This is a genomic window from Nitrosospira sp. Nsp18, assembly GCF_900103145.1.
GTDB lineage: Bacteria > Pseudomonadota > Gammaproteobacteria > Burkholderiales > Nitrosomonadaceae > Nitrosospira.
The window spans coordinates 1-23,682 of the sequence record NZ_FMWY01000019.1; the positions used below are offsets into that span (position 1 = coordinate 1).

General features: G+C 52.0%; 15 protein-coding genes and 1 pseudogene. 8 read left to right on the forward strand and 8 right to left on the reverse strand.

Annotated features, from left to right (window positions below; translation table 11 throughout):
• Positions 1-86 precede the first annotated feature (86 nt).
• Both prsT (BLS94_RS09470) and prsT (BLS94_RS09475) read left to right on the forward strand, forming a co-directional pair.
• Entirely contained in the window at positions 87-2,429 is a 2,343-nt protein-coding gene (gene prsT / locus BLS94_RS09470) for an XrtA/PEP-CTERM system TPR-repeat protein PrsT (RefSeq protein WP_256325373.1), read from the forward strand.
• Between the two features lie 156 nt (positions 2,430-2,585).
• Positions 2,586-5,381 carry an XrtA/PEP-CTERM system TPR-repeat protein PrsT gene (prsT, locus tag BLS94_RS09475; RefSeq protein WP_090960188.1) on the forward strand — a complete coding sequence of 932 codons (2,796 nt, stop codon included), beginning with the start codon at positions 2,586-2,588 and terminating at the stop codon, positions 5,379-5,381.
• Positions 5,382-5,541: 160 nt separating this feature from the next.
• Here prsT (BLS94_RS09475) and BLS94_RS15280 read toward each other — a convergent pair.
• Together BLS94_RS15280 and BLS94_RS09490 are read right to left on the reverse strand one after the other, a co-directional pair.
• Positions 5,542-6,177, reverse strand: a pseudogene (locus BLS94_RS15280) (IS3 family transposase); the annotation flags it as partial.
• 340 nt (positions 6,178-6,517) lie between these two features.
• Positions 6,518-8,155 carry a GMC oxidoreductase gene (locus BLS94_RS09490; RefSeq protein WP_090960195.1) on the reverse strand — a complete coding sequence of 546 codons (1,638 nt, stop codon included), beginning with the start codon at positions 8,153-8,155 and terminating at the stop codon, positions 6,518-6,520.
• Between the two features lie 678 nt (positions 8,156-8,833).
• On the opposite strand from BLS94_RS09490, the gene BLS94_RS15285 reads away from it, so the two are divergent.
• Positions 8,834-9,928, forward strand: a complete 1,095-nt coding sequence (locus BLS94_RS15285; RefSeq protein ID WP_090960198.1) for a PEP-CTERM sorting domain-containing protein — start codon at positions 8,834-8,836, stop codon at positions 9,926-9,928.
• A gap of 379 nt (positions 9,929-10,307) precedes the next feature.
• Here BLS94_RS15285 and BLS94_RS09500 read toward each other — a convergent pair whose 3' ends face one another.
• Positions 10,308-10,625, reverse strand: a complete 318-nt coding sequence (locus BLS94_RS09500) for a hypothetical protein (RefSeq protein ID WP_143021680.1) — start codon at positions 10,623-10,625, stop codon at positions 10,308-10,310.
• Between the two features lie 798 nt (positions 10,626-11,423).
• Between BLS94_RS09500 and BLS94_RS09505 the strand changes: the two genes are divergently transcribed.
• The 3 genes from BLS94_RS09505 to BLS94_RS09515 all read left to right on the forward strand — a co-directional run bounded on the left by BLS94_RS09505 (position 11,424) and on the right by BLS94_RS09515 (position 14,685).
• Entirely contained in the window at positions 11,424-12,122 is a 699-nt protein-coding gene (locus tag BLS94_RS09505) for an N-acyl amino acid synthase FeeM domain-containing protein (RefSeq protein WP_218124784.1), read from the forward strand.
• Positions 12,123-12,837: 715 nt separating this feature from the next.
• A complete protein-coding gene (locus BLS94_RS15290; protein WP_256325369.1) occupies positions 12,838-13,065 on the forward strand; it encodes an acyltransferase in 228 nt (75 codons plus the stop codon).
• Between the two features lie 618 nt (positions 13,066-13,683).
• Positions 13,684-14,685, forward strand: a complete 1,002-nt coding sequence (locus BLS94_RS09515) for a PEP-CTERM sorting domain-containing protein (protein WP_090960204.1) — start codon at positions 13,684-13,686, stop codon at positions 14,683-14,685.
• A gap of 169 nt (positions 14,686-14,854) precedes the next feature.
• Here the strand turns inward: BLS94_RS09515 and BLS94_RS09520 are convergent, their stop codons facing one another.
• Complete coding sequence (locus tag BLS94_RS09520; RefSeq protein WP_090960207.1) at positions 14,855-16,102, reverse strand: nucleotide disphospho-sugar-binding domain-containing protein; 1,248 nt, start codon at positions 16,100-16,102, stop codon at positions 14,855-14,857.
• Positions 16,103-16,361: 259 nt separating this feature from the next.
• On the opposite strand from BLS94_RS09520, the gene BLS94_RS09525 reads away from it, so the two are divergent.
• Positions 16,362-17,585: an ABC transporter permease gene (locus BLS94_RS09525; protein WP_090960210.1), complete on the forward strand. Its 1,224-nt coding sequence runs from the start codon at positions 16,362-16,364 to the stop codon at positions 17,583-17,585.
• Positions 17,586-17,599: 14 nt separating this feature from the next.
• Positions 17,600-18,811: an ABC transporter permease gene (locus tag BLS94_RS09530; protein ID WP_090960213.1), complete on the forward strand. Its 1,212-nt coding sequence runs from the start codon at positions 17,600-17,602 to the stop codon at positions 18,809-18,811.
• 138 nt (positions 18,812-18,949) lie between these two features.
• On the opposite strand, the gene BLS94_RS09535 is transcribed toward BLS94_RS09530, so the two are convergent.
• From BLS94_RS09535 to BLS94_RS09550, 4 genes are all read right to left on the reverse strand, one after another.
• Positions 18,950-20,029 (reverse strand): nitroreductase family protein, encoded by a 1,080-nt coding sequence (locus BLS94_RS09535; protein WP_090960216.1) that lies wholly within the window; start codon positions 20,027-20,029, stop codon positions 18,950-18,952.
• Entirely contained in the window at positions 20,030-20,887 is an 858-nt protein-coding gene (locus tag BLS94_RS09540) for a ThiF family adenylyltransferase (RefSeq protein WP_090960219.1), read from the reverse strand.
• 362 nt (positions 20,888-21,249) lie between these two features.
• Positions 21,250-22,914 (reverse strand): DUF1302 family protein, encoded by a 1,665-nt coding sequence (locus BLS94_RS09545; protein ID WP_090960222.1) that lies wholly within the window; start codon positions 22,912-22,914, stop codon positions 21,250-21,252.
• A complete protein-coding gene (locus tag BLS94_RS09550) occupies positions 22,898-23,680 on the reverse strand; it encodes an ABC transporter ATP-binding protein (protein WP_090960294.1) in 783 nt (260 codons plus the stop codon). Before BLS94_RS09550 ends, BLS94_RS09545 begins: the two co-directional genes overlap by 17 nt.
• Positions 23,681-23,682: the final 2 nt, after the last annotated feature.

The following is a 23,682-nucleotide window of genomic DNA, read 5'->3' on the forward strand; positions in this document are numbered from 1 at the left end:
CACTCTTTACCATATCAAGGTCTCCTTTTCGGTAACCTTCAATATGGCGCAACGTTATTTCTCAGAATACCTTTCGGTTACATTTAATTCGGCGCAATTCGGCCAAGGAGTTGTTCGAAGGCGCGCTCAAGGGCAAACCTGATTTTTCCGATGCGCTGATCGGCTTATCAAAATGCGCATTGGCGAATCAGGATCTCGAAGCAACAAATCAATTCGCGGAGCAAGCCGTAGCCAAAAACCCGGGCAACCCCGATGCTTGGCTTTATAAAGGTAACCTGCTGCGCGTACAGGGGAAAGTTGATTTAGCGCTAGCCGCCTATGATCAGGTTACCAAGCTAAAACCAGACAGCCCCACCGCCTACCTTGATAAAGCACTTTTGGAAATTGGCGCCAGGAAATTCGACGTTGCGAAATCGAATATCGACGCAGCTCGCGCGGTGGCGCCCGGCAGCCTTATGGTTTTCTATACCCAGGCGCTCCTGGATTTCAACGAGGGTAAATACGGCGCCGCCTTGGACTCTCTGCAGCAAATATTAAGTAAAGCACCGGACCACATGCCCAGCCTATTGCTTGCTGGGGCAGTCCAAATCGCTTTGGGGTCTGCGCCACAAGCCGAGCAACATCTGAAACAATATCTAAAGAAGGACCCGCAAAACCTTTACGCACGCAAGTTGTTGGCTTCCAGTCTCTTGAAAAGCCACCAGCCTCAGCGGGTAATCGACGTATTGACACCGGCCCTAAAAAGCGGGCAACAGGATCCCCAATTGTTTGCTCTGGCAGGCGAAGCCTATATGCAATCCAAAGATTTCGTTAAAGCCACGGAAAATTTTGAAAAAGCCAGTCAGCTCGCCCCAAAAAATGCGCTACTCCACACCGCGCTCAGCATGAGCAAACTGGGTCAGGGTGAGAACGGTCGCGCAGTGGCCGAGTTGGAAACAGCGGCGAAACTCGACCCTAAATCGTCGCAGACAGGCATCCTGCTGGTCATGACCCACCTTCGTCTCAGGGAATTCGACAAGGCGCTCGTCGCCGCGAAAACCGTTGAAAAGGAAAATCCAGACAATCCGCTTGTTCAAAATTTGAAAGGTGGCATCTACATGGGCAAAAACGATGTCGCAAACGCACGCGCCAGCTTTGAGAGGGCGCTTTCTCTCCAGCCAGCTTACTTTCCCGCTGTGGCTAATCTGGCTCAACTTGATTTGCTGGAAAAAAAACCGGATGCCGCCAAAAAGCGCTTTGAAGCGATTTTGGAAAAAGACAAGAAGAACATTCAGGCCATGACCGCGCTGGCGCGCCTCGCTCTCAGCCAACAACAGAACAAGGAGGCCACCGCATGGCTGGAACGGGCCAGTCAGGAGAATCCGGAATCACAGCAGGCAGCCATGCTTCTGGCGGAGCATTATCTTCGTTCGGGGGAAAAACAGAAGTCTCTGACTCTTGCGCAAAAGCTGCAAAGCAGCAACCCCACCGATCCAGGGGTTCTGGAACTTCTGGCGCAAGCCCAGCTCGCCGGTGAGAACAAAGCGGCTGCGCTGGAAAGCTACAAGAAACTTGCCGCCATGCGACCTGAATATGCGCGCGCTCAATTGCGTATTGCCTCGATTTATGCGGCGATGGAGAACCCGTCGGCGGCATCAGAAGCCTTGAAAAAAGCGCTGGCGATCAAGCCGGATTATGTGGATGCTCAATTGGCGCAAACTGCGTTAGAGGTACGCAAAGGAAATCATGAGCAAGCTCTCGCTATCGCCAGGCAGATCCAGAAACAGCAGGGAAAATTGCCTGTGGGTTATATTCTGGAAGGCGATCTGCTGATGACGCAAAAAGAGCCCGCCGCTGCTGCGAGGGCGTATGAGCAGGCGTTTGCTCTCAGTAAAAGTGGATCGTTGTTGACGAAGTTGCATGCATCGCTGCGCGAGGCCGGAAAAGGGAAAGAGGCAACTTCCAGGCTGACCGAATGGCTAAAGCAACACCCTGCCGACGCAGCTACCCGCATGTATCTTGCCGAAATCTATATGGCGGAGCGGCAGAATACAGCCGCCATCGAGCAGTTTCAAGTCATTCTGAAGCAAGCCCCTGATTTTATGCCCGCACTAAATAATCTGGCCTGGCTCTACCAGCAGGAAAAAGATCCGCGCGCCCTGGAATACGCGGAGAAGGCCTATCGGGTGACCGCCAGCGATCCGACTGTACTGGATACGCTGGGATGGGTGCTGGTGGAGCAAGGCAATATTGCACGAGGCCTGCCATTTCTGGAGAAAGCGACATCCCTCGTGCCCGAGTCGACGGAATTTCGTTACCATCTTGCGGTCGGGCTTGGCAAATCGGGCAACAAGGCAGGTGCCCGCAAGGAACTCGAACAACTGCTAGGCACGGGAAAGAATTTCGCTGGTATCGATGAGGCCAGAAGCTTGCTGAAGCAGATGCAGTAGGCTGTTTCCAAGTATTAGCAAACTCGCCGTAACTCAATGCAGGTTTATAAAATTTAAGCGCTTTACTCTTGGCAACAAGATCCGCATGTTCGCTTGAACGATACGCAAGACATTTAAATATTGCAAGTCGGCAAATATAATGAAGCTAAAGGCTCAATGATGAAGAAAAGGATAATGCATTCATATTTGCTTGGAAAGCTGCGCCAAGCCGTGTTGTTGGTGGCGATGATCGTGTTACCTGTTGTCTCTGGGTGCGATTCGAGAAGTTCAACTTCCGACCAGTATATCCAAAAGGCGAAGGACTTCCGGGACAAAGGTCAGTTACGCGCAAGTATCATCGAACTTAAGAACGCATTGCAGCAAAGTGATAGTGGTGAGGCACGGCTGCTTCTAGGTGAGATATATATCAAGGTGCGTGAGGGGGCGAACGCTGAAAAAGAACTGCTGCGAGCACATAAACTCGGAATCGACGAGGACCTAATTAAGATAATGCTGGGGCAGGCGCTACTTTTGCAAGAAAGCTACGCACGTGTCCTTAATGAAGTCAATCCCGGATCAAAAACATCTCTCAAGGACATCGCAAAAATACAGCAACTTCACGCCGAGGCCCAGTTTGGCTTGGGCCATCCGAATGAGGGGTGCGATCTGTTCAAGCAGTCCGCACAGACCGATTCAACATATATCCCTACCTATTGGGGACTTGCCAGATGCGCCGCCATCACGAAGGATTTTGAACACGCCAAGGTGCTACTTGAGCAGGCGCTTAAACTTGATGCCCGGAACACCAGCACTTGGATGTGGCTTGCTAAAGTGGCGCAAGCGGAAAATGATCCAAAAACGGCAGAAGAGGCGTACTCCACCGTACTCGGGATCTCCCCGGATCACATCGAAGCTCACCAGAACTTGGTTTTTCTACACCTGTCAACGGGCAGATACGATACCGCGCAGGCGGAGATTAGCGTAGCGCGCAAGGTGGCGCCAAATAACCTCAGAATCATATACCTGCAAGCTCTACTGGATTTTCGGAAGGCCAGTTATGTTGCAGCAAGAGATAACCTACTGATAGTATTGAAGGATGCACCCGATGATATGCCGAGCCTCCTGCTTTCTGGCTTGGTATTCCATGAGCTCGGCAGTTTTCAGCAAGCCATTCAGAACCTTACAAAGGTCTTGGACCGGCTTCCCGATAACGTGTATGCACGCAAAGGCCTCGCCACCACGTTGATGAAAACAGGACAACCCGATCGCGCATTGGTCATCTTAAAACCCCTGCTCATAGCGGAAGACCAAGATCTGAGCGTCTGGGTGATGGCAAGCCAAGCGTCACTTCAGGCGGGCGAACCCGCGAAAGCGCGTGATTATCTTCAAAGAGCCACTGCATTCGATCCAAAAAATACCCAACTGCGCACCGCGCTGGGCATGAGTCTTATGGCCACCGGCGACTCGGACCGCGCTATGGCGGAATTGGAGTCCGCAGCCACAGACAATGCGGGTCAAAGCGCTGCGGATACGCTGTTGATCTTAAGCCATCTAGACAAGCGGGAATATGATAAGGCGCTTGCAGCTATCACGAAACTGGAAAAAAAACTGCCGAATGATCCCATTATCTACAATTTCCGTGGGGCGGTCTATGCAGGTAAGAAAGATGTGGTCAATGCCCGCAGGAGTTTTGAGCAGGCGCTGGCAATACTCCCTAACTATAAGGCCGCATTGATTAACCTAGCGCAATTGGATCTGCAGGACAAGAATCTACCTGCTGCCCGCAAGCGCTTCGAAGCCATCCTTGCAACAGATAAGAAGCATGTTGAGTCAATGCTGGCTCTGGCGAAACTGGCGGTCAATGAAAAAGAGAGGGGTTCCTGGCTCGAGCAGGCGGTCAAGGCTGATTCATCGGCCCTCCAACCCAGCGTACTTTTGGCTCAATACTACATGGAACAAAAGCAGCCGGGCAGAGCTTTAGCACTTGCGCAGGAAGCGGTACGCGCAAACCCCAATAACCCTCACGCTCTTGACCTGTTGGGTACGGCTCAGTGGGCCAATGGTGAAAAGGATAAGGCGCTGGCCACCTATACCCAACTAACTGTCATGGCACCAAAGTCTCCGCTTGCGTATTACAAGCTCGCCTCGGTTCAGGGTGCTCTGGAGGACGCTGACGCCGTCAGATCCTCGCTTAACAAAGCGCTGACTCTCAAGCCCGACTATTTACCAGCGCAAACAGCGCTAATCTGGCTGGAATTTAACGCCGGCAAGCACGCAGAAGCACTAAAAATCGCGCAGGGAATCCAGAAGCAATCTCCTAAATCTCCGATGGGACTCGTGCTTGAAGGCAGGATTCTATTGGCACAAAATAAATATGCGGAGGCGGCAAGGGTTTATGAGAAAGCATTTGCGATTGAAAGCAGCGGCTCACTTGCGATTGAGGCACACAAGGCGTGGACTCTTGCTGGCGATGAAAAAAAAGCTGATGCGGGGTTACTACGGTGGCTGAAAGGGCAGCAGGACGACCTCGGCGCACGGGATTATCTGGCGCAAACCTACCTGAAAGCGGGCCGCAACAAGCAAGCGATTGAGCAGTATCAACTTATTTTACAGAAATCCCCAGATAATGTTCTTGTGTTAAATAATCTTGCCGGACTATACCAGCAGGAAAAAAACCCGCGAGCACGGGCTGCTGCTGAGAAAGCCTATAAGCTCAATCCCGACTCACCTACCGTCGTAGATACCTTGGGATGGATCCTTCTGGAACAGGGAGAAACTGCCGGTGGTGTTGAGTTGTTGCAAAGAGCCGCAGCCGCAGCGCCGAACAACTTGGAGATCGGCTATCATTACGCAGTGGCGTTAGCCAAGATGGGGGAGAAGACCAAGGCACGTACACAACTAGAGAAATTGCTTACTACCGGCCAAGAATTCACACAACGGGAGCAAGCTCACACGTTATTGAATCAATTGTGACAACTGTGCATGGACTGATGATTTGGTAATCGCAATGTGGGGCGCGGTAGCGAGATTAGCGAAAGCCCCACCTGCTTCCTACTTCTATCAACGAAAAGAGCTGCTGTCTATAACCAAAACAGACTCAATTCGTTTGGTATAAGACCGCCTATTGTAGTGGTCAAGTAATTTCAGACACCGAGATAGGTGGTATTGCTGCCATTTTTCGTTCATAGGCGGTGGGGTTGCAGATAACCCAGTTTGAGTGCAATCGAACGTTGTTATAGAAGCCAACGATGTATTCGGTAATATCGCGTTGACCTTCGCCGTGATTGGCATAGTCACGTTGCCATCCACGCTCCATCTTCAAATTCAGAAAGAAGCGTTCCATCACGGCATTGTCCCAGCAATTCCCCTTTCCGGCTCATGCTGCAGCGAATTCCATGTTGATCCAGTAATGCCTGGTACTCAAGCCAGCATATTGACTGCCGCGATCCATATGCAGCAGCAATCCCGGCGCGGGCTCGCGCTGTTGCACTGCCATGCCTAGCGCAGCGGCTACCAGTTCGATTGGCATCGTTGGTGTTATTGCCTAGCTGACGATCTTGCGCGAGAACAGGTCTATGACTGCGGCAAGGTAGAGCCAGCCTTGGCGCGTTCAAACATAGGTAATATTCTATACCCAGGCCTGATTCGGTGCGTCTGTCTCGAACTGTCGATTCAACAGGTTCTCAGCTACCGGCAAGTCATCACGGCTATCCGTGGTGTGAATAAACTTGCGTTTCCATACCGGACGCAAGGCGGCTTTCCACATCAAAATGAACCCGGTAACGGCCATAGCCAGACCGTAAGCTCCTGCTCGACCGTGAGCGGCTTGCCAATGCCCCCTGCCCATTCAGTTCAGCCTCGAATTGCTTCACCGAGCGCCTAACGTCTCTCCCAGATTCATGCTGCCGCAAACATCACTCAGGGCAATCCCTGGTCCTTTATCATGCGCACAATTTCCAATTTGAAGTTGCTGTCAAATTGCCTGCGGACTCTGCGTTTGGTTATCATAAACTCCTCCATAAGTGAATAATCCACTTATCAAGGTGTCTGTGCAAATTAAACCATTACAGATCAAACCATCGAATCAGTCGGTAGATTCTGTACATGAATTAATGTTCAGAGGACAATAGGATGCGGTCAGCAACCCTAAGCGCATTTGCTGCGAGGGTCAGTGATGGGTTGATACCAGTACTCGTCGGAAAAAAAGAGGCATCCACAACATAAAGATTTTCGAGACCGTGAGCACGGTTATCAGCGCTCAAAACACTTGTCGCAGGATCATTACCAAATCGACAGGTTCCGCACGCATGTGCCAGCCTTTCATTATTTTCGGCGTTCTTAACAAAAGTAAATGTATACGGATGGAGTAATTCTTTTACTTTTTTTCGAAATAGTGAAATTCTCTTTTTGTCGTACTCACTGATCTTATAATGGATTTTTATGTCATTCTCAGAACCAGTAACGCCGACGAAGTTATGCTCGTAGGGTATATCTTCCATAATTCCCGTTAGAATGAGTCGTTGCGAGATATTTCTATTGACAATGTAAGTTATGAGCGGCGTCACCGATCTGATTAACCTGGCGATAATAGGGTAGCCCTTCCGGTCAAATTCCTGCCATAGCTCTTTAACGAGCACATCGGGTGACTGAAGCCTACCTACAGCCTGTAGCGTTCCCAGTTTGTGTCCATCATCAAAATAAGCATCGTTTAGCGCTATCTGTTTTGTCAGCGTCGCAGCCGAAACTTTAGCCTTGGTGTCAACACAATAAAGGTCGAAATAATGGCGCATTAAGTTCTTGCCGACCATCCCCGATTGATTTGCAAGCCCGTTGGGCCAAGTTGGAGATTTCGATTTCAGCAGGATCGCTGGCGTATGCAATGCACCAGCGGCGAGTATAATCAAATCGGCGCTGAGGCTGAGCGTCTCCTGACCATATTTGCACCATACCCTGGTGACGCGATCGGTCGTTGCTTCCAAATGAGTGACTTCGCATTGCTCTAATAGCTCGGTGGAGTATTCCTCTAGCGCGGGTTTTATGCAGATGCGACTACTGTCGTTCTTGCAGTTTTTTGGACAAATGTACCCAATGCACTCCTGACAGCCCGGAACATATTCGCAAGCCATAGGCATCACGTACGGATGTAGCCCTTTCGCTACAAGAAAATCATACAACTCTCCACTCGGCTTACTTAAGGCAGGAGGATTTATCAGCGGATCCAGCAAGGGCTTTCGCAAGGGATCCAAGCCACCTCTGACCCGATAGAGCCGTTCAGCCAAGACGTAGTACGGCCGGATATCCTCGTAACTGATCGGCCAGGCCTCAGGTAAATTGGCACCCTTCACATCATTGAAGTAAGAATTGACGTTAAAATCTTCCGAGAAGAATCTCTCCATCACCATGCCATACAGTGCGCTTGATCCGCCGCCACCCTCGCCGATAAACGGAGAAAAAGCATAAGGACGGTCTGAAGTAACTTCTAGAATCTTTTCCCAATAACGACCAGCTCTTCGAAGTATGTCGCGATGACTGTTCTCCGGTTGCGATGCCTCCGTGTCAAAAAAATCCTCTGCATATCTCCCCGATATCGAATCGCAGTTCCCTTTAAGTTGAACTCGCCCTTTTTCTAAAAATAGAACGCTTTTCCCCGCTTTAGCTAGTGCATGGCCAAGTGTTGCACCTCCAACACCTGTCCCAATGACAATGACATCCCAATTGGTACTCTTGATACTATTTAATTTATTCACCGAAACACCTTTAATAATTTTGAGATAGGTTGTAAATGATGAGCGCCGATGGACTCATGCCACAACCTTTTTTCACGTAGAACTGGCGTTTAAATGCAGCGGGAAACAAATAACCCGATCACGCCTGCTTACGCTGCCGTTTCTAGAGCTCGATATATTCGGCAATAGATTGGATGGCCTCGATGCCGTTTGAAATCCCGTGATGCGCCAGTTCGTTTCTGAGTACTCCCCAGAAGCTTTCGATGGGCGCCTTGTCATAGCAATTCCCACAACGTGAAATTTTGCTGAAAAGGAATTACCTCCATAGCGCAGGCATTGGGGAAGATGCTCATCGGTATACGATAAATGAAGCAACTGTGACATTATAATGACGTGACGCTGTTAGGCGACCATATGTCCGCGTTCCCGCGACGGAACATGACCTTTTACCATGAGTAGTCAGTGGCAATAATTTAGGAATAAGTGATAACGGGGATAGTTGTCGAAACTTCTTACAATAAAGCCCCATTAGTTATCAAAATTTTCGTTGCCCTTTTGATTCTCGCAATAAAAATCAATCTTTGTCCCATTTAAACAAGGACATATAACTTTCTTAACGTGGCTGGCACGTAGATTGCTTTATAACGACTGTGGCAGTAGCAAAATTCGATTTTACTTTACAAGAAGAGGAAATTTAAAATGGACAAGCATTTAAGAAAAATTTTGATAAGCGCTGCAGTTGCTATGGCCTGCGGTAGTTCTCCAGCGTCAGCAACGTTCTTCACGGACCTTTCCTCCTTTACGACAAACTTCGTCGGCGGTAGAGTCGACAATGTGACTGATGTAAATGGCATCACAGGCCGCGGGGCAACTTATACCAACAACGTTACCACTAATGCACCTAACCTGGGTGGGACGATTCACGTGGTTGGCTCAAACCTCCTTGGCTCTTACAGTCTGGACGGCGGTATGGGGGCGGCCGCAACGTTTAACGGTCTGCCGCTCGTAGGTGTCTTTTCCCTTTTTGGAAGTACGTCTGCAACGGATGTTAATGGTGTATCAACCGCGACATTCACGAGCGGCAATTTGGCATTTTTCACAATTTCCGACGCGAATTCGTTCAATTTAAATAATCCCTTGTCGTGGGGAGCAACGAATGCTGCGGGAAATTTACTTAACACGCCGATTGCGGTCTTCAGCTTAGGTACCCCCGACAATATCGCGCCTGGTTCCGGCTATACTGGCTTTAACTTGCCGGCGTCGGCTGTTAATGAGTCGGGCATTAGTACAACTACAGCTACCGACCAACAGGGTAATATTTTGTTTCAGCCGGAAAACGGGGGTCCGCTGACAAATACGGATGGCACGCTGATTTCACCGCATCCGGGCGTTGACTGGCTGACTGTAACAACTCCCACAGGCTCTGGGGAGGGGTTGATCATCCAATCGAACCAACATATTCTTACAGGGACACTCAATCAAGGCTTTTTAACCTCTGCTGGTGGATTCGCTGCGATGAACACAATTGCTCAAGTTCTCGGCGGTTTGCCATCATTTGCGAGCAGTATTTGCAATCCTGCTACCTGTACCGCAGCGCAGCTCGCTGATCCTTTAACTTATGTCATTGCTTCAGACGTGAGAGGTGGTGTCAATAGCGCGGACATCAGAGCAACCTTGGGAACGATTTTGGCTCCAGGAAGCAACAGTAGTGTTCCGGAACCTGCCACGCTCGCACTGGTAGGACTGGGGCTAGCTGGCATGGGTTTTACCGCGCGACGCCGTAAGCAAGCATAACTGCTTCCAAGCTAATAGTTTTGAAGGGCAAGGGGTTCAACTCCTTGCCCTTTTTTATTAAACAACCTGCGAATCGTTTCGGTGTACTTGCATAGGGAAACGCCAGTGGTACGCGCCCGTCAGGCAAGTGCCTGACGAGTGGTAAGGCTGCGGCCGTTGCTGATCACCAATAGAGAGCAACGACTACCGATGTCCAGGAGCACGTAATCTGCAATGAATACGTTGGCAGCTGCATGAGCAAATGCGATTCTGCCACCTGTGGCAACAATAATCGTGAGCGGAGCTGCGATAAGGCGGTAAAAACCATGTGCGGAAGTTCGGCCTGACCGGAACTGCACAAGGTCGGAAAAACCACTGGCTTGTATTCGGTCAAGCGGTTCTACCAGTTTAGCAACGGTGTATGAGCGAGCGGCGTCTTCACCGGCTTCTCACTTACCTCAACGGCTGTGCCATTCGGGTCCATGTAACCCGTCAACACAGTGGCCAGATGCTCCTTGATCAACGCTTCGTGGACGCGTTCGGTCAGCTTCGCTTCAGCGAAGCCGGGTGCCCGCGAGAAGCTCGATTCGTCTGGCAACGATTTCCACTTCGGGAAGCCGCAGATCCGCTTCAAGCTACAATCTATCCACAACCGTTGTATCCCGCGAACCTTACCTTTCTGATGAGCTCGCAACAGAACGAGTTGAACAGTTTTCACGGCACGGGCTGCGTTACAACTCCTTGGGATGGGGCGCCCAGAGCGTTTCACGAGAGGCCGTGCCACGGGGGAATCGGGCAGCATAGGGATGCCGCGACTGTGTTCAGGGCGCCCGCATCCCCTTCGGGGTCACACCTTCCTTCCGAAGGCATTGCTCCGCCCTGCGCGGTCGCACCATTTTGCGTCGTTGCGTCTTGCCCTTATCCAAAAACCGCTCACTCCGCTCCGTCCAATGGCGGATTTAAGTTCAACCGGCCGCGAATGATCTCAATGATTGCCGCCAAAATTGTCGCTTTCTAGCGACAGGAAAAATCCCATGTATTCAATATATTACGATATAAGGGGAAATATTTGGCTTTGCTCGGCGACAGTCCAAGTATTCCTGACCTTTATTACCGATTGATTATAAAACATTATTAAACTGGCACGAATTGTGCTTTATGCTAATGCAACCAAGCTCATCCCAATAAATTTTCGTTATGCAAGAGTTCTAAAAACGTACCCCGCAATCTCAACCGCCTACGCCTGACCCGCAAATTGCTCAACTTGATTTCTTCTGCTGCGTTTACCAGCCCATCTATTGGAAAAGGGAGCGGGCTAGAGGCTGTGGCCATACTGCCAAGCTTGCGCGTTTCAAATTTGAGTCAATCCGATTAAATCTCTGGACATACCATGCTATTACATAATGATGAAGCTCGTCGCTTGAACAGACCCCATTCCTTCTCATCCGCAGCAATGAGCGGAAACCGCACTTCGCTGAGGTTAATGACTGCGCCACATGTACGACCTAATGAGGGGTTGCGGAATGAAGCCTTTGATCAGTGTGTTTTGAGGCGTGGGGACTACAGCATCCGCCTAGCAGATTCACCGGGGCGAAGTAGTGAGGTGAGCGCGCTCGTTAAGCGTATGTACTCATGGCGTGGCTACAATACCGAGAATACTGCGGTACCGCCCAGTCAGACCACTTTGGAGGCGTTCAACGGGGAAGACCTTGTCGGCACACTCTCACTAAGGCTCGATTCGGAACATGGGCTGCTGGCTGACGAACTTTATAAAGAGAAAATCAGCACCTTTCGGGTAAAAGATAGAAAAGTATGCGAATTATCAAAACTCGCAATCGATCCTCAGTTCAGCTCAAAGGAATTGCTAGCATCCCTGTTCAACCTCGCGTACATATGCGGGCGCATCATTCACAGGGCGACAGATTTCTTTATTGAGGTTAACCCGCGTCATACCGGGTATTATAAGCGTATGCTAGGGTTTCGCCAGCTTGGCGAAACCTCTAACTGTCGACGGGTCAACGCCCCGGCTGTGCTGCTGCATTTGGAACTGGATTACGTGGATGCGCAGGTTTCCTGCTTGGCAGGTTCGCATGAACCGCGGGAAAGATCGCTCTACCCCTATTTTTTACCTGAGCATGAGGAAAAAAAGGTGGCCAAGAGGATTAATCACATTAACCGAGCAACAGCTTTCGATTTTGCCGCTCTATACGGTTAAGCAAAAACGCTTTTCTTATATGCACTTCACCCCGGGTTTTAGCTTTTACTGTGACTCTCTACGGAATCGGTTCTCGCGTAAAACCAGAACAGCAATAAGCGGGACGTATTAATTATCTCTGCACGGGATCGAACAGGTGCAGAATCTATTTGTAATTTTTTTAGGCGTACGCTTGCGAGCATTCTGTGGTGCAGGCTGTAGCCTGTAAAGCCAGAGGCAAATCGTCGTTGCGACAATAGCCTTCGCGGCAATGGCTTAACGAAACGCTCGATGCGTTCGGCGCAACTGCTGCCAATCCACCCTTTCTTCAGGGACGCTGCTACTGGGCTCAGTAGTTGCTCACACTTTCCATTTTGTTCGGCCTAGGTTCCCCGCCTCTCAGCAATCATGACGTCGTTTAGCCGATATGCGACAGATTACGTCAAGTCAATGTCTTGCTTTCCTGATGTTGCTTATATTGATCCTCGCGCTTGGCTTAGGTACTAGCTGACTGCTTTTTGGCTCACTACTGCTAGGAGATTTCCGCGGTATAGCGCTGACGTGCGCGGCCCTGTTCTGGGTGTAAATTTAAGCCTTTGCAGTATACCAACCGCTGCTTCGTCTGGTTTATCTTGCGCTTGGCGCACGCCTGGGACACAACACTTACAGCGCAGGCGCGATCCTCGATCCGCCGCTGACTTATATCGGTAACAACTGCATTATTGGCCACGATGCGGTGCTATTTTCCCATGCCATAGAAAACAGACGGCTTTCACTTTCCGCAATTCATATCGGAGACAATGTGACTATCGGCGCAACCGCTGTCGTAATGTCGGGGGTAACTATCTGTGATGACGCCATCGTCTCGGCGGGTGCAGTGGTAACCAAGGGCAGCAGAATCGGAAAGGGCGAAGTCTGGGGTGGCGTCCCAGCTAAACTACTCAAGCGGGGCAGCGAAGTATAGATAAAATAAGAAGGTAATCTGTTATACGAGCAAAATGTCGGTTTACTCACACACCAGGGGATGACCCGGCTGAGTGTACTTTCCTTGCCCATCTGCAATTGACGAGCATGCCTCCCCCTAGAGCCGATTCTGCAAAAAAATCTCTTAATAAATCCTACGCAGGCGCAACATTATTCACCTGTTGAGTTTTTGGCCTACCTCGCTGGGGATTTCGTCAGTGCATGCAGACGGCCACGGTGTTTCTTTTGCCCTCTCCTCCACGCGTTTGCCAGTACCAGCTGTTCCCGACCACATGACGCTATAAGGCGCCCAAATTAGGTGCAACAGCAGGGTAATAAAATGGGCTGCCTGAGCATTCCAACCACAACCGACGGGCTCCTGTCCGGTAGCGCATCGCAGGCAATAAGTGTCGAATTATTTTACAGCCAAGACGAATACCTGCTCCTGACTTTGCACATCATATTGTAAGTTATTGTTAATTAGGATTAACATTACACTCGCATATACATTGCTTCAAAAATAGCAGGAGCAAGGCTGTCGAGTTGTCGAGTTAGAGCAGCTGTCTTGCTTTTGACGGGTTTCGGTTTCGCAGGATTATCCAACTCAGGAGTATTAATTATGAAAACGAAATTCAAGCTGCTTACGCTGTCGGCCAGCCTGCTGGCCGGGGGCTTGGTCCTGTCGGAGCAAGCCCAGGCCGGTGCCTATGCCTTATCCTCTGTCGTTCTCCAAGATGGCCAGATCGGCGTAACGGGTGGTACAGTCACGCCGGGCATTGCCTCTTCCGCAACCAGCACATCAGGAACACCGGCGCCAATGAATAATCCGGAAGACGTCAAGTCTGGTCCGCTGCCGAATGCTACCGCCGCAAGCCAGGGAACGTTGAGAACAGATGAGACGGTCACGAACGCCGGCCCGACTGGGGGCCCAGGTGCTTTTGAAGCCGGCTATACACCGTTTGGCAAAACTGCGACGGCCTACTCCTGGGGAGATGGCAATACGCCTAGCGAACAGACGGCAACTTCCCTGATCGCGGTCCGGAACGCTGCGGAGGGTAACATCCCGCTCACCGGGTTCGCCAACTCGGGCGCGGAAAACAGCTCATCGTCCTCCCTGGCGTCATTCACAATCGACCTGGACGGTCCCGCCACGATGGCATTCCAATTTTTCGCGAACCCATACGCGCAGGTGATTCTGGACCTGAATTCGGGGCCCGGTTCGAAGGCCGAAGCGAACTTCGACAACAGCCTCACCGTCACTGCCGTTGACGTCGCCGGTATAGCGCCACACACAGAAGTGTTCAACTGGGCTCCGGATGGCATTATCAACGCGCCAGGTGGCACGATCGGGGGAATCGAACTCTTTGATCCCGAAAATCTGAATGGAACCGTGGGAACGGTCAGGGCCGGCGATAATATCTCATTCTCGCCTCTTAATACTTTCGCTTTTTTTAATGTAATAACCCATACGTTACCCACTGGCCGCTACGAATTTACGCTGGACACAAATGAATCCCAGTTTGTAAGTCACAATCAGATTTCAGAACCAGCCACAATGGCGCTGGTAGGTTTGGGAATGCTCGGCATGGGCTTCGCGGGCCGCCGTCGCCGGCCTGCATAATGCTTGCTGTTGGCTGTTTTGAAGGGCAAGGGGTCAGATCCTTGCCCTTTTTAATTCAGCATTGGCTATTTGCGGCCGGTCCGCACTGACCGGAAGTACTCCCGGCGACGGGTGTAATATTTTCGACATTACTTGAACCTGGTTATAAAAAAAGTGAGCTGCTCTGCTGCTATCCCACAAGTTGATCCAATGAAGATTGCTTTCCCTTTTTAGCAAGTATCTCCGTTACAATTTCCCGTAAGCGCTGCCCCGCATCATACTGCTGCAACAATCGGCTGAGCCCGCTAGCCGCCTGATAAAAACGAGAATCCCCCAGTATGGCATCTGCTGCCGAAAAGAGATCGGCAGCAGATATCTCTGCACCACGCAGCGTAAGGCCGGCTCCTGCACGTTCCACCGCTCCCATGTTCAACAACTGGTCCATATTGGAACACAGGCCGATGACCGGCACGCCGATGGCTAGTGCCTGATAAGTGGTCAGGCTGCCGCCGTTGCTGATCACCAATCTTGAGCGCCGGGTTGCGATATCCATGGGTAAGTAATCGGTAATGTGTGCATTGGCAGGCGTATCGACAATTGCAATTTTGCCAGCAGTGGCAACGATGACCGTGGCTGGTAGCCGTGACAGGGCTTCGAGCGCCATGGGCAGGAGGCTCGCCTGCCCCGAACTGCCCAGGGTTATAAAAATCACCGGCTTGCCGTCGGGCAGTTGATCCCACCACTCGGGCAACCGAGTATGGGTTGACCAAAGCACAGGACCGAGATACTGATGGTTGGCTGGCAGATTGCAGGTCGGCACCATTTCGGGGATGTCGGCATATAATGTGTAATCGCCCCAAGTGTACGCATTTCTGAGATCGGGTCCGAGAGGCGGCAGCCCATAGTTGCGGCGCACTCGATTCAAAGGCCGCGCATGCTGTGCGAAGGCTATGGGCCGGACGGTATCAAACAGCTTTTGCGCCAGGCGTACGCCCACAATTCGCGTCATGGGCAGGTCAGGTACAGGGTAGTGGGTGCTCGCGAATGGACTCCAGTAAGCATTCACTACGGCGGCATAAGGTATTTCCCGCAACGGCGCACTCACGGCCAGCGATAGCCTGAAGTCACCTATGACCAGATCGGGTTTCAGTTTGTCGAGCAGTGTCAGGTCGTCTTCAACATACCGGGTGAGCGTCTCGACGCTGTACAGCGGCTTACCCTGAGCAAGGGCGCGCGCGAACTCCGCGGACGGGATCGATCGAATAGGATGGAATGCGCGTTCCAAAGAGGGTTCCAGACCGATGTAGCGAGGGTCTGACGCGACAGCTATTTCATATGCAGACGAAGCAAGCGCCTTTGCCAGCGTCGCGATCCGCCCAAAATGCGCAAGCGTTACCGCCTCGGCAATAAGAAGAATAACTGGTTTTCGCGTTCCCATTACACCCGCTCCAAGGAAAGAAACAACATAACATCCAGATTATTTTGTATCATGACTGGGCGAAAAAATTGGCGTCATTTTACAGATACACTCCGCTTGGCCGTTAATATCAAGGCAAAAGCCGTGTGTGGTAGATGTGCGAGGCGCCAGCAATCCATTCCCGGCAGTCGGAATACGTAGGCGGCCGCGACTCAGGTAATGACGTTACCCCCGCAACTCATGAATTGTCCAGTTAAATCTTCTATGATTTTTGAATGCCATGGCTGACCTGCTGATCGCCACGCGCAATCTTGCGCGTAATCGAAGACGGGCACTGGTAGCCCTACTTACGGTGACTGTCGGGGCCAGCTCGCTGGTACTCGCCGATGGATTCATCCAGTGGATTTTCTGGGCCATGCGCGAAAGCACCATCGAGTCACAATTAGGCCATATTCAAGTCATGCGGCCGGGATACCTCAATGCGGGCGCAGCCGATCCTTACGCTTATTTATTGCCGGAGAGCTCGCCGCAGCGCAAAGCGATCGAATCCACTCCTGGCGTCAAGATGGTGGCGCCGCGGCTGGTGGTAACCGGGCTCATCAGCCATGGTGAGACAACAGTGGCATTTGTGGCAGATGGTATCGACCCGCAACAGGAAGCGAAGTTGAGCAAGTCCTTGCGTATTGTGGAAGGACGGAATCTCGCCGATGCGGCTGCGAAAGAAGTGATTCTGGGCCGCGGTCTGGCGCGTACCCTTAACGTGAGGCCGGATGCCAGCGTGGCACTGCTGACAACCACTGCGGGTGGTGGTATCAACGCTGTCGAGGGGAAAGTCGTTGGAATATTCGTTAGCACTAACCAGGCTTACGACGATTCTGCTTTACGTCTGCCCATCGACCTGGCGCAGTCACTGATGCGGGTTAGCGATGTCCACGCCTGGCTAGTGCTGCTCGAAGACACCGAACGCACAGACGATTATCTGGCGCGGTTTCGCACGCGCTTCCCGGCCGCAGAAAACAAGCTGGAATTTGTGCCATGGTATCAGCAAGCCGATTTCTACAATAAAACGGTGGCGCTGTTCTCGCAGCAGATGAACGTGCTGCGGCTGATCATTGGATGCATCATTGCTCTCAGCATTTCCAACATGCTGGTGATGAACGTCCTCGAGCGCACCGGCGAGATCGGCACGCTGCTGGCCCTCGGTTTCAAACGAAAAAAAATACTTTATCTGTTCGCCATCGAAGGGCTCGTACTTGGGCTGGCTGGCGCATCCTTGGGCCTGGTGTCTGGTTACGGCCTGGCCGAACTGATTTCTGCGATCGGCATTCCCATGCCGCCGCCTCCAGGCATGGAAGAAGGCTATACCGGAGAAATCCGGGTAACGATAAGTGTGTTAATGAACGCGTTTTTAATTGCGTTTGTAACCACTTTGCTCGCTGGTTTATATCCCGCCTGGAAGGCGTCGCGCCTGCCAATTGTTGACGCATTGCGTCATAACATCTAGAACTTCGAAAGCGCATGTTCAGGCTTGCCTTCCGCAATATTTTCCGTAACGGTTTGCGCACGGCGCTGACGCTGGCGGCAATCGTCACCGGGGTGATTGCCATTATCATCAGTGGCGGGTTTATCGAGGATGTGTTCGTGCAACTGCGGGAGACGACAATTCACTCCCGTATAGGGCATGTGCAGATTTTCCGGCGCGGTTTTAACGAGTACGGGCGGCGCGAGCCGGCGCGTTATATGATCACGCAGCCAAAGGTCGTGGTGGATTTGGTAAAATCCATCCCACATGTACAAGCCGTAATGGCCCGCGTGAATTTTTCCGGTCTTGCCAACAATAGCCGCGCTGATTTACCTATCATTGGCGAAGGCATCGAACCAGGCAAGGAAGCGCAACTGGGAACAGCAACAACCATCGTTGAAGGCCGCTCATTGCAGGACTCCGATGCATTCGGAGCGGTAATTGGCGAAGGCGTCGCTTCCGCTCTGCATTTGCCTCCCGGCAGTTTCATGACCTTGATGGTGAATACGCCTGAGGGCGCGCTGAACACGCATGAATATGAAGTCGTCGGCGTATTCCGCACTTTCTCCAAGGAATACGATGACCGGGCTGTACGCATACCGCTGTCAGCCGCTCAGGAATTGCTGTTTACGCCATCGGCTCACAGCATTGTTGTGCTGCTGGATGATACCGGCGCGACGGACGCTGTGACAGAAATTGTCAGAGCGCGGCTGGGACCGCTCGGCTATGAAGTGAAGCCCTGGCAGGAGTTGGCCGACTTTTATCAAAAGACCGAGGCATTGTACCGGCGTCAGTTCGGAGCCTTGCAGGCCATCATACTGGTCATGCTGGTTCTGAGCGTGGCTAGCACCATCAACATGGTGATCTACGAGCGTACCGGCGAATTCGGGACATTGCTCGCCCTGGGCCTGCGTCAACGCCAGATCTTCAAACTCGTGCTGCTAGAGAATACACTGATGGGTTTGCTTGGCAGCTTGCTCGGCGTAATCCTGGGGATCATGCTTGCGAGCGTTATCTCCGCAGTGGGAATAGCCATGCCGCCGCCGCCGGGGTCAAGCATTGGCTATACTGCAACGATTCGTCTGGTGCCGTGGGCGCTTGTGGCAGCAGCCGCTACCGGCATACTGGCATCCGTCATGGCTGCCGTGCTCCCGGCGCGCCGAGCGTCGCGCCTGCAGGTCGTAGACGCGCTACGGCACAATATCTAAATATCCTTCATTATGAAACTACTCCATACCCTATGGCTCGAGCACCCTCCTTTTCGCGGAAAAAAACCGTGGGGTAACAGCTGCCGTCGCATTTTTATTCAAATACCGGTTTCAGCGAATCGGAGTTACAGTTTTTATTTATTCCGCACTTATTAATCTCTCAACGGGCAACCGCAGGGATCGACTGGTTACGGCGTCGCCACTGCCGATGCGTCCGAGAAAAACCGCCTGTTCTACCGGATCGTTCTGCAGTAACCTCGAGAGACGACTACCTAGCCTGGTCGCGGTATCCATGGCGCCGGGCAGGCGGCTGAATGGTCTGCCTTCGCGCACATAGCGCGTAAAAATCAAAGGAGTCAACTCTGGTTGTAATTGCAGACCAAGACCCGTCGCCGTCAGCCAGAAACGCTGAACCGCGCGGCCTGCCGCAACATAATCGTCTAAAGTCTCAGGTGGCTTTTTAGCCAGAATGGCAAAGTGTGCGGCACAGAACAGGCCGGGCAGCAAATCCATTTCAATTCGGGGAACCAGGTGTCCCGCAAGATAAGTGTTAAAAAAATCGACACGCCCCCAACTGGTCATTACCCAGCGCATCAATTTGAGCGTCATCGGGTCCAGCCCCAGTGCTTGATCAGGTACCTTGTTTTCACTGAAACGCGTATTCCATGCAATGATTCTGCGATGAACGTCATAAGCCTCCGGCAAGGTAAGCCTGAGTTTGGCGTTATCAAACATCAGTTTCGCCAGGTGCCAGCGTTGTATCCCTCCCTCGAACCAACGGACGGTATAGAACATTCCGATCGCATGCTGCAGCGCTTGCTTCTGTGGCTCGGTAAGGGGAATGGTACGCATGGGCCGCCGCTGCACGGAACGATGCTGGACGTGAGGCAACAACGAATCCGGTTGCAGGAGGCTGTCAGGGATCAGTTCCAGAAAATACTCGGGACGCGTATCGGGGGATTCGGGGTTGTGCCGAAATTCGGCTCGCATGGCGTGCGCACTGGCGGCTATAGCAAGAGTTTCCAGTAGGACTCCCAAGGAAATCTGGCTGGGGTGCCCGTCCAGATCATATATGCAATGGTCGCGCGTATCGAAGGCGTGGATGACGAGGTGGCGTTCGTCATTGATTTCGAACCGCCAGGGCTGGGTATTATCCCCACTGGGCGCCCAGCGGGCGAGTTCGAGAATATCCGAGATGGACTGGGGGATTTGGTGCATCTAAAGACCCAATTTGCGCTTTGCGAAGGCTATAGCGAGGCGTTGCAGGGGATTGCGATTTCCACCAGGCCGCGAGGTCAACACCAACTTGTTGCGATAAGCATCGAAATGATAGCCCTTGGGCGCGGCCCGGACCGGACCCCGTCCGAGAAGGATTTTCAGAGCCTCGGTTGCTGCCACGCCAGCACACAGTTGGCAGGCCATGATGGTGGATGGCCCCTTGCGATTGGCCAGATCAACCGTAGAAGGATCAACCAGATAGCCCATTTGCAGGCGAGCAGGCGCCAGGCCCATGAGGAAGCGCAGGGGCTTTTCTGGCTCATGGCCGTCCTCAAAACGGAAGTAATCGTCAAAGCTCATGCTACCCGGTAAAAAATTCAGTACCGCGGCGCCCATACCCAGGGGCGCGGCAGTCACAGCAGGAATGCGCCTTGCCGCACACGCTGCAAAAACCTGCTGACGAGCTTCGAAGGCAAAGAAATCCAGACCGTCGATATAAATATCGACTCCATTCAAAAAATCATCCAAGTTGCCGGCAGTTACACCTTCGGCAAATCCTGTTATTTCCAGCTCGGGATTGATGTCCCGCGCTTGCTGAGTCATTACCTCAAGCTTTGAATGACTCAAGGCGCTTACAGTCGCGCCCGCCTGACGATTGAAGTTCGCCAGATCGAATATATCGAAATCGGCCAGATGAAACTTGCCGATGCCCAGACGGCAAAGCGTTAATAGATGCAGTCCGCCGACGCCCCCCAGACCCGCAATCGCCACACGTTTATGGCGCAACTGATCCTGCTCCCGCTGGGTTAGCCAGCCGATGTTCCTCGAAAAGGCTTCATCATAGATAAAGGATAACATGCGATGCAAAAATCCCGGCAAGCGCCAGTTTCTACCTGAGCAAGCTGTAAATTACCATAACCAGCAGTGAGAAAAGCGAGGATATGAAGGAGCGGATTACTTCGTTATACGTATCACACTCCCTTTCATTATAACCTCAACCGCGACGAATATCCGACGCAACCAAATTAATTGAGAATCATTCCGGCAATACGCTCAGCAATGGATTCATTCACGCTGGCTGAACAGCACTCTTTACGCCATGCCGCGCAATTGGCTCTCCGATCGGTCAGAAAAAAAGATGGTTCCGCATGAGCCCCAAGCGCTACTATAGGATCCGTCCATTGTTGGGTAATGCCGGCTGAGCTTTATATGCATAGTCATCAGAACGAATAGCGTAACTCGGTATAGACGCGGTCACTCTGATCGAAACGACCAAATAACCCCGTGGGTTGTCCGCCGAAAACATCGGCCCCGAGTGCTGCACGCCAATTTCTCTCAAAATTCCAGGATAGCCTTGGGCGGAACATCCAGTCGCTGCGATTCAGGCTATGAATCAGCAATGCCTGCGCCTCAACGTTGTGCCGGAGTTTGCCGTTGAGGAGTATGCTGGCTCCATGCTCCAGCTTATCGGTAACAAGGGTTGGATCGTGCGCGAAAAAGACGCGTTGAAAGAACTGGAGATTCAATCGGGTCTCGGCCGGTAAGCTGAAATCAAGACCCAGTACGTAGTCGAGCGTATTCTGCCTGACCAGTCCATCGATCGCGTTTGGGCGCGCGACGTTGAACTTGCGCCCATCCGTGTAAATTAACTCACCTTTTAGCACGACTGAGCCGAAATCTTTCGCCAGCGTTGCGCCAACCTGGTCGATCTCGTCGTGTCGCGCCTGGAAGACAAGGGGTTCGGCCGGTGCGCTGGCACGATAGAAGGTCGGCGCGGCGTCCAGGCTGTGATAATAGAAACCTGAAATATCCCAGCCATTTTTAAGTTGCGATAAACGAACTCCATAATTAGAGTGCGCAACATTGCGCCCGGAACGGTCTTCGGGCAGAAAACTGGCTGCTCCCCTCAGGGGACCCGGGTAAAAATCCGCGCCCGGCTTGCCGCTCTCGTCAAGAGTCGGTACGGGAATCCACACTACTTCAGCATGTATGTCATTTTTCGAATATTCCGCACGCATCGCCCATTGCGGTATTCGTATGATATCGAAGGAGGGCAGGACGAACTCGCGCATATCCTTGGCCGAGACCACATCTGCGAAAAACAACCCGACCATTTCGCCCCAGATGACATGTTGACGGCCGAGGCGGAAGTCGAAGTCACCGGCAGAAACATCCAGGTAATTCTCGCGCAGGAAAAACTCATAGCGTTGATCCCGGCGAACCGCCGGGGGATAGAAATTGGATAGATCATAGGCGGCGTCGTAATCAAAACGGCCACTGATCTTCCACTTTACGTGCTCGCCAAATTGTCCGGTTCGGGACAATTCGGTTCGCAGCTTTGCTTTGGATAAATGTTCCGGATCCGCGTAATTGTCAGCGATTTCGAGCTGGGAAAACCCTTTCCATCCCGTTGCCAACTGCTTCCACACCGGTATGGGAGGCGATTTCTCCTTTACCGGGGCGTTGCCTCCAAATAGCGACTCGCGGGATGTAAATCCGGTTTCGGTGTCCTCTTTAGCTTCCGAGGCCAAGTCAGCCATATTTTCCTTGATTGAGGATTCGACAGAGAACAGTGAAAGGGAGGGGGATAAAGAGATGTGCAGGGGCTCGCCGCTGGTCTCCCCTGACAAGGCATTTCCCAGGTCGACAGCGATATGTGCGCTGCTGGCCGGTTTCACCGCGCTGCGAGTTGAAGATGGGGATATGGATAAAGATAAGGTCAAATATAAAGGCTCCTTATCAGGATCACCCACTAGCGATGTGTCTGATGGCGGTTTTGCACGAGCAGGGGAGTCGGGTACGCCAGCCCCGGCAAAGCCTTGTAGCGGCAAACCCATCAATGCCGCGACCAATACAACACACGTCGATTTAGATGTGTGTTCCATCCGCCTCGCTTTGATTGGCGCCCTGAACCAGAGGGTGGTTTGTCGCGGGAGACCGCTCGATAACTACAGCTGGCCCGCCCGCCCTCACTTCCTGCGTAACAATCCGTCCATCTTCTATGTGCACCAACCTGTCCGCCAATTCCATCACGCGCCGATCGTGCGTAGAAAAAATAAAGGTGGTCTTGAATTCGACGTTAATATTCTTCATTAATTGAAGAATGCCTTCACCAGTCTTATGGTCAAGATTGGCGGTTGGCTCGTCAGCCAACACAATCTTCGGTTGTGTCGCCAGCGCACGCGCGATGGCTACTCGCTGCCGCTGTCCACCGCTCAGCTGGCTCGGACGATGACGAGTAAATGAAGACAGACCTACGATTGCGAGGTATTTTGCCACCCGGCCGCGCCGCTCTGTTGCGTTCAGCTCCTTGAATTGCAATAGGGGATATTCGACGTTCTCCTCAGCCGAAAGAACCGGCAGGAGGTTGAATGTCTGAAAAATAAAACCAAGCGTTCGAGCCCGAAGGTCGGAAAGCTCATCAGGCTTCTTGCCACCGATATCCTGGCCATTGATGAATATTTTTCCAGATGAGGGAGTATCGATGCAACCGATCAGGTTGAGCAACGTGGATTTGCCGCTGCCGGAGGGACCAGCGATCGCAAGAAAAGCACCGTCCTCAATATTCAGCGTAACGTCCCTCAGCGCCTGGACCTGCTGCTCCCCGAGGGTGTAGTCTTTGAAAACATTTTCAAGGTGTACAATGCTCATGA

Bases quoted from the DNA above. Each gene is read 5' to 3' on its own strand.
- prsT (WP_090960188.1), top strand. From the start codon at position 2,586: ATGATGAAGAAAAGGATAATGCATTCATATTTGCTTGGAAAGCTGCGC.
- BLS94_RS09525 (WP_090960210.1), top strand. From the start codon at position 16,362: ATGGCTGACCTGCTGATCGCCACGCGCAATCTTGCGCGTAATCGAAGA.
- BLS94_RS09530 (WP_090960213.1), top strand. From the start codon at position 17,600: ATGTTCAGGCTTGCCTTCCGCAATATTTTCCGTAACGGTTTGCGCACG.
- BLS94_RS09545 (WP_090960222.1), bottom strand. From the start codon at position 22,914: ATGGAACACACATCTAAATCGACGTGTGTTGTATTGGTCGCGGCATTG.
- BLS94_RS09535 (WP_090960216.1), bottom strand. From the start codon at position 20,029: ATGCACCAAATCCCCCAGTCCATCTCGGATATTCTCGAACTCGCCCGC.
- BLS94_RS09550 (WP_090960294.1), bottom strand. From the start codon at position 23,680: ATGAGCATTGTACACCTTGAAAATGTTTTCAAAGACTACACCCTCGGG.
- BLS94_RS09520 (WP_090960207.1), bottom strand. From the start codon at position 16,102: ATGGGAACGCGAAAACCAGTTATTCTTCTTATTGCCGAGGCGGTAACG.
- BLS94_RS09540 (WP_090960219.1), bottom strand. From the start codon at position 20,887: ATGTTATCCTTTATCTATGATGAAGCCTTTTCGAGGAACATCGGCTGG.
- BLS94_RS09515 (WP_090960204.1), top strand. From the start codon at position 13,684: ATGAAAACGAAATTCAAGCTGCTTACGCTGTCGGCCAGCCTGCTGGCC.
- BLS94_RS15285 (WP_090960198.1), top strand. From the start codon at position 8,834: ATGGACAAGCATTTAAGAAAAATTTTGATAAGCGCTGCAGTTGCTATG.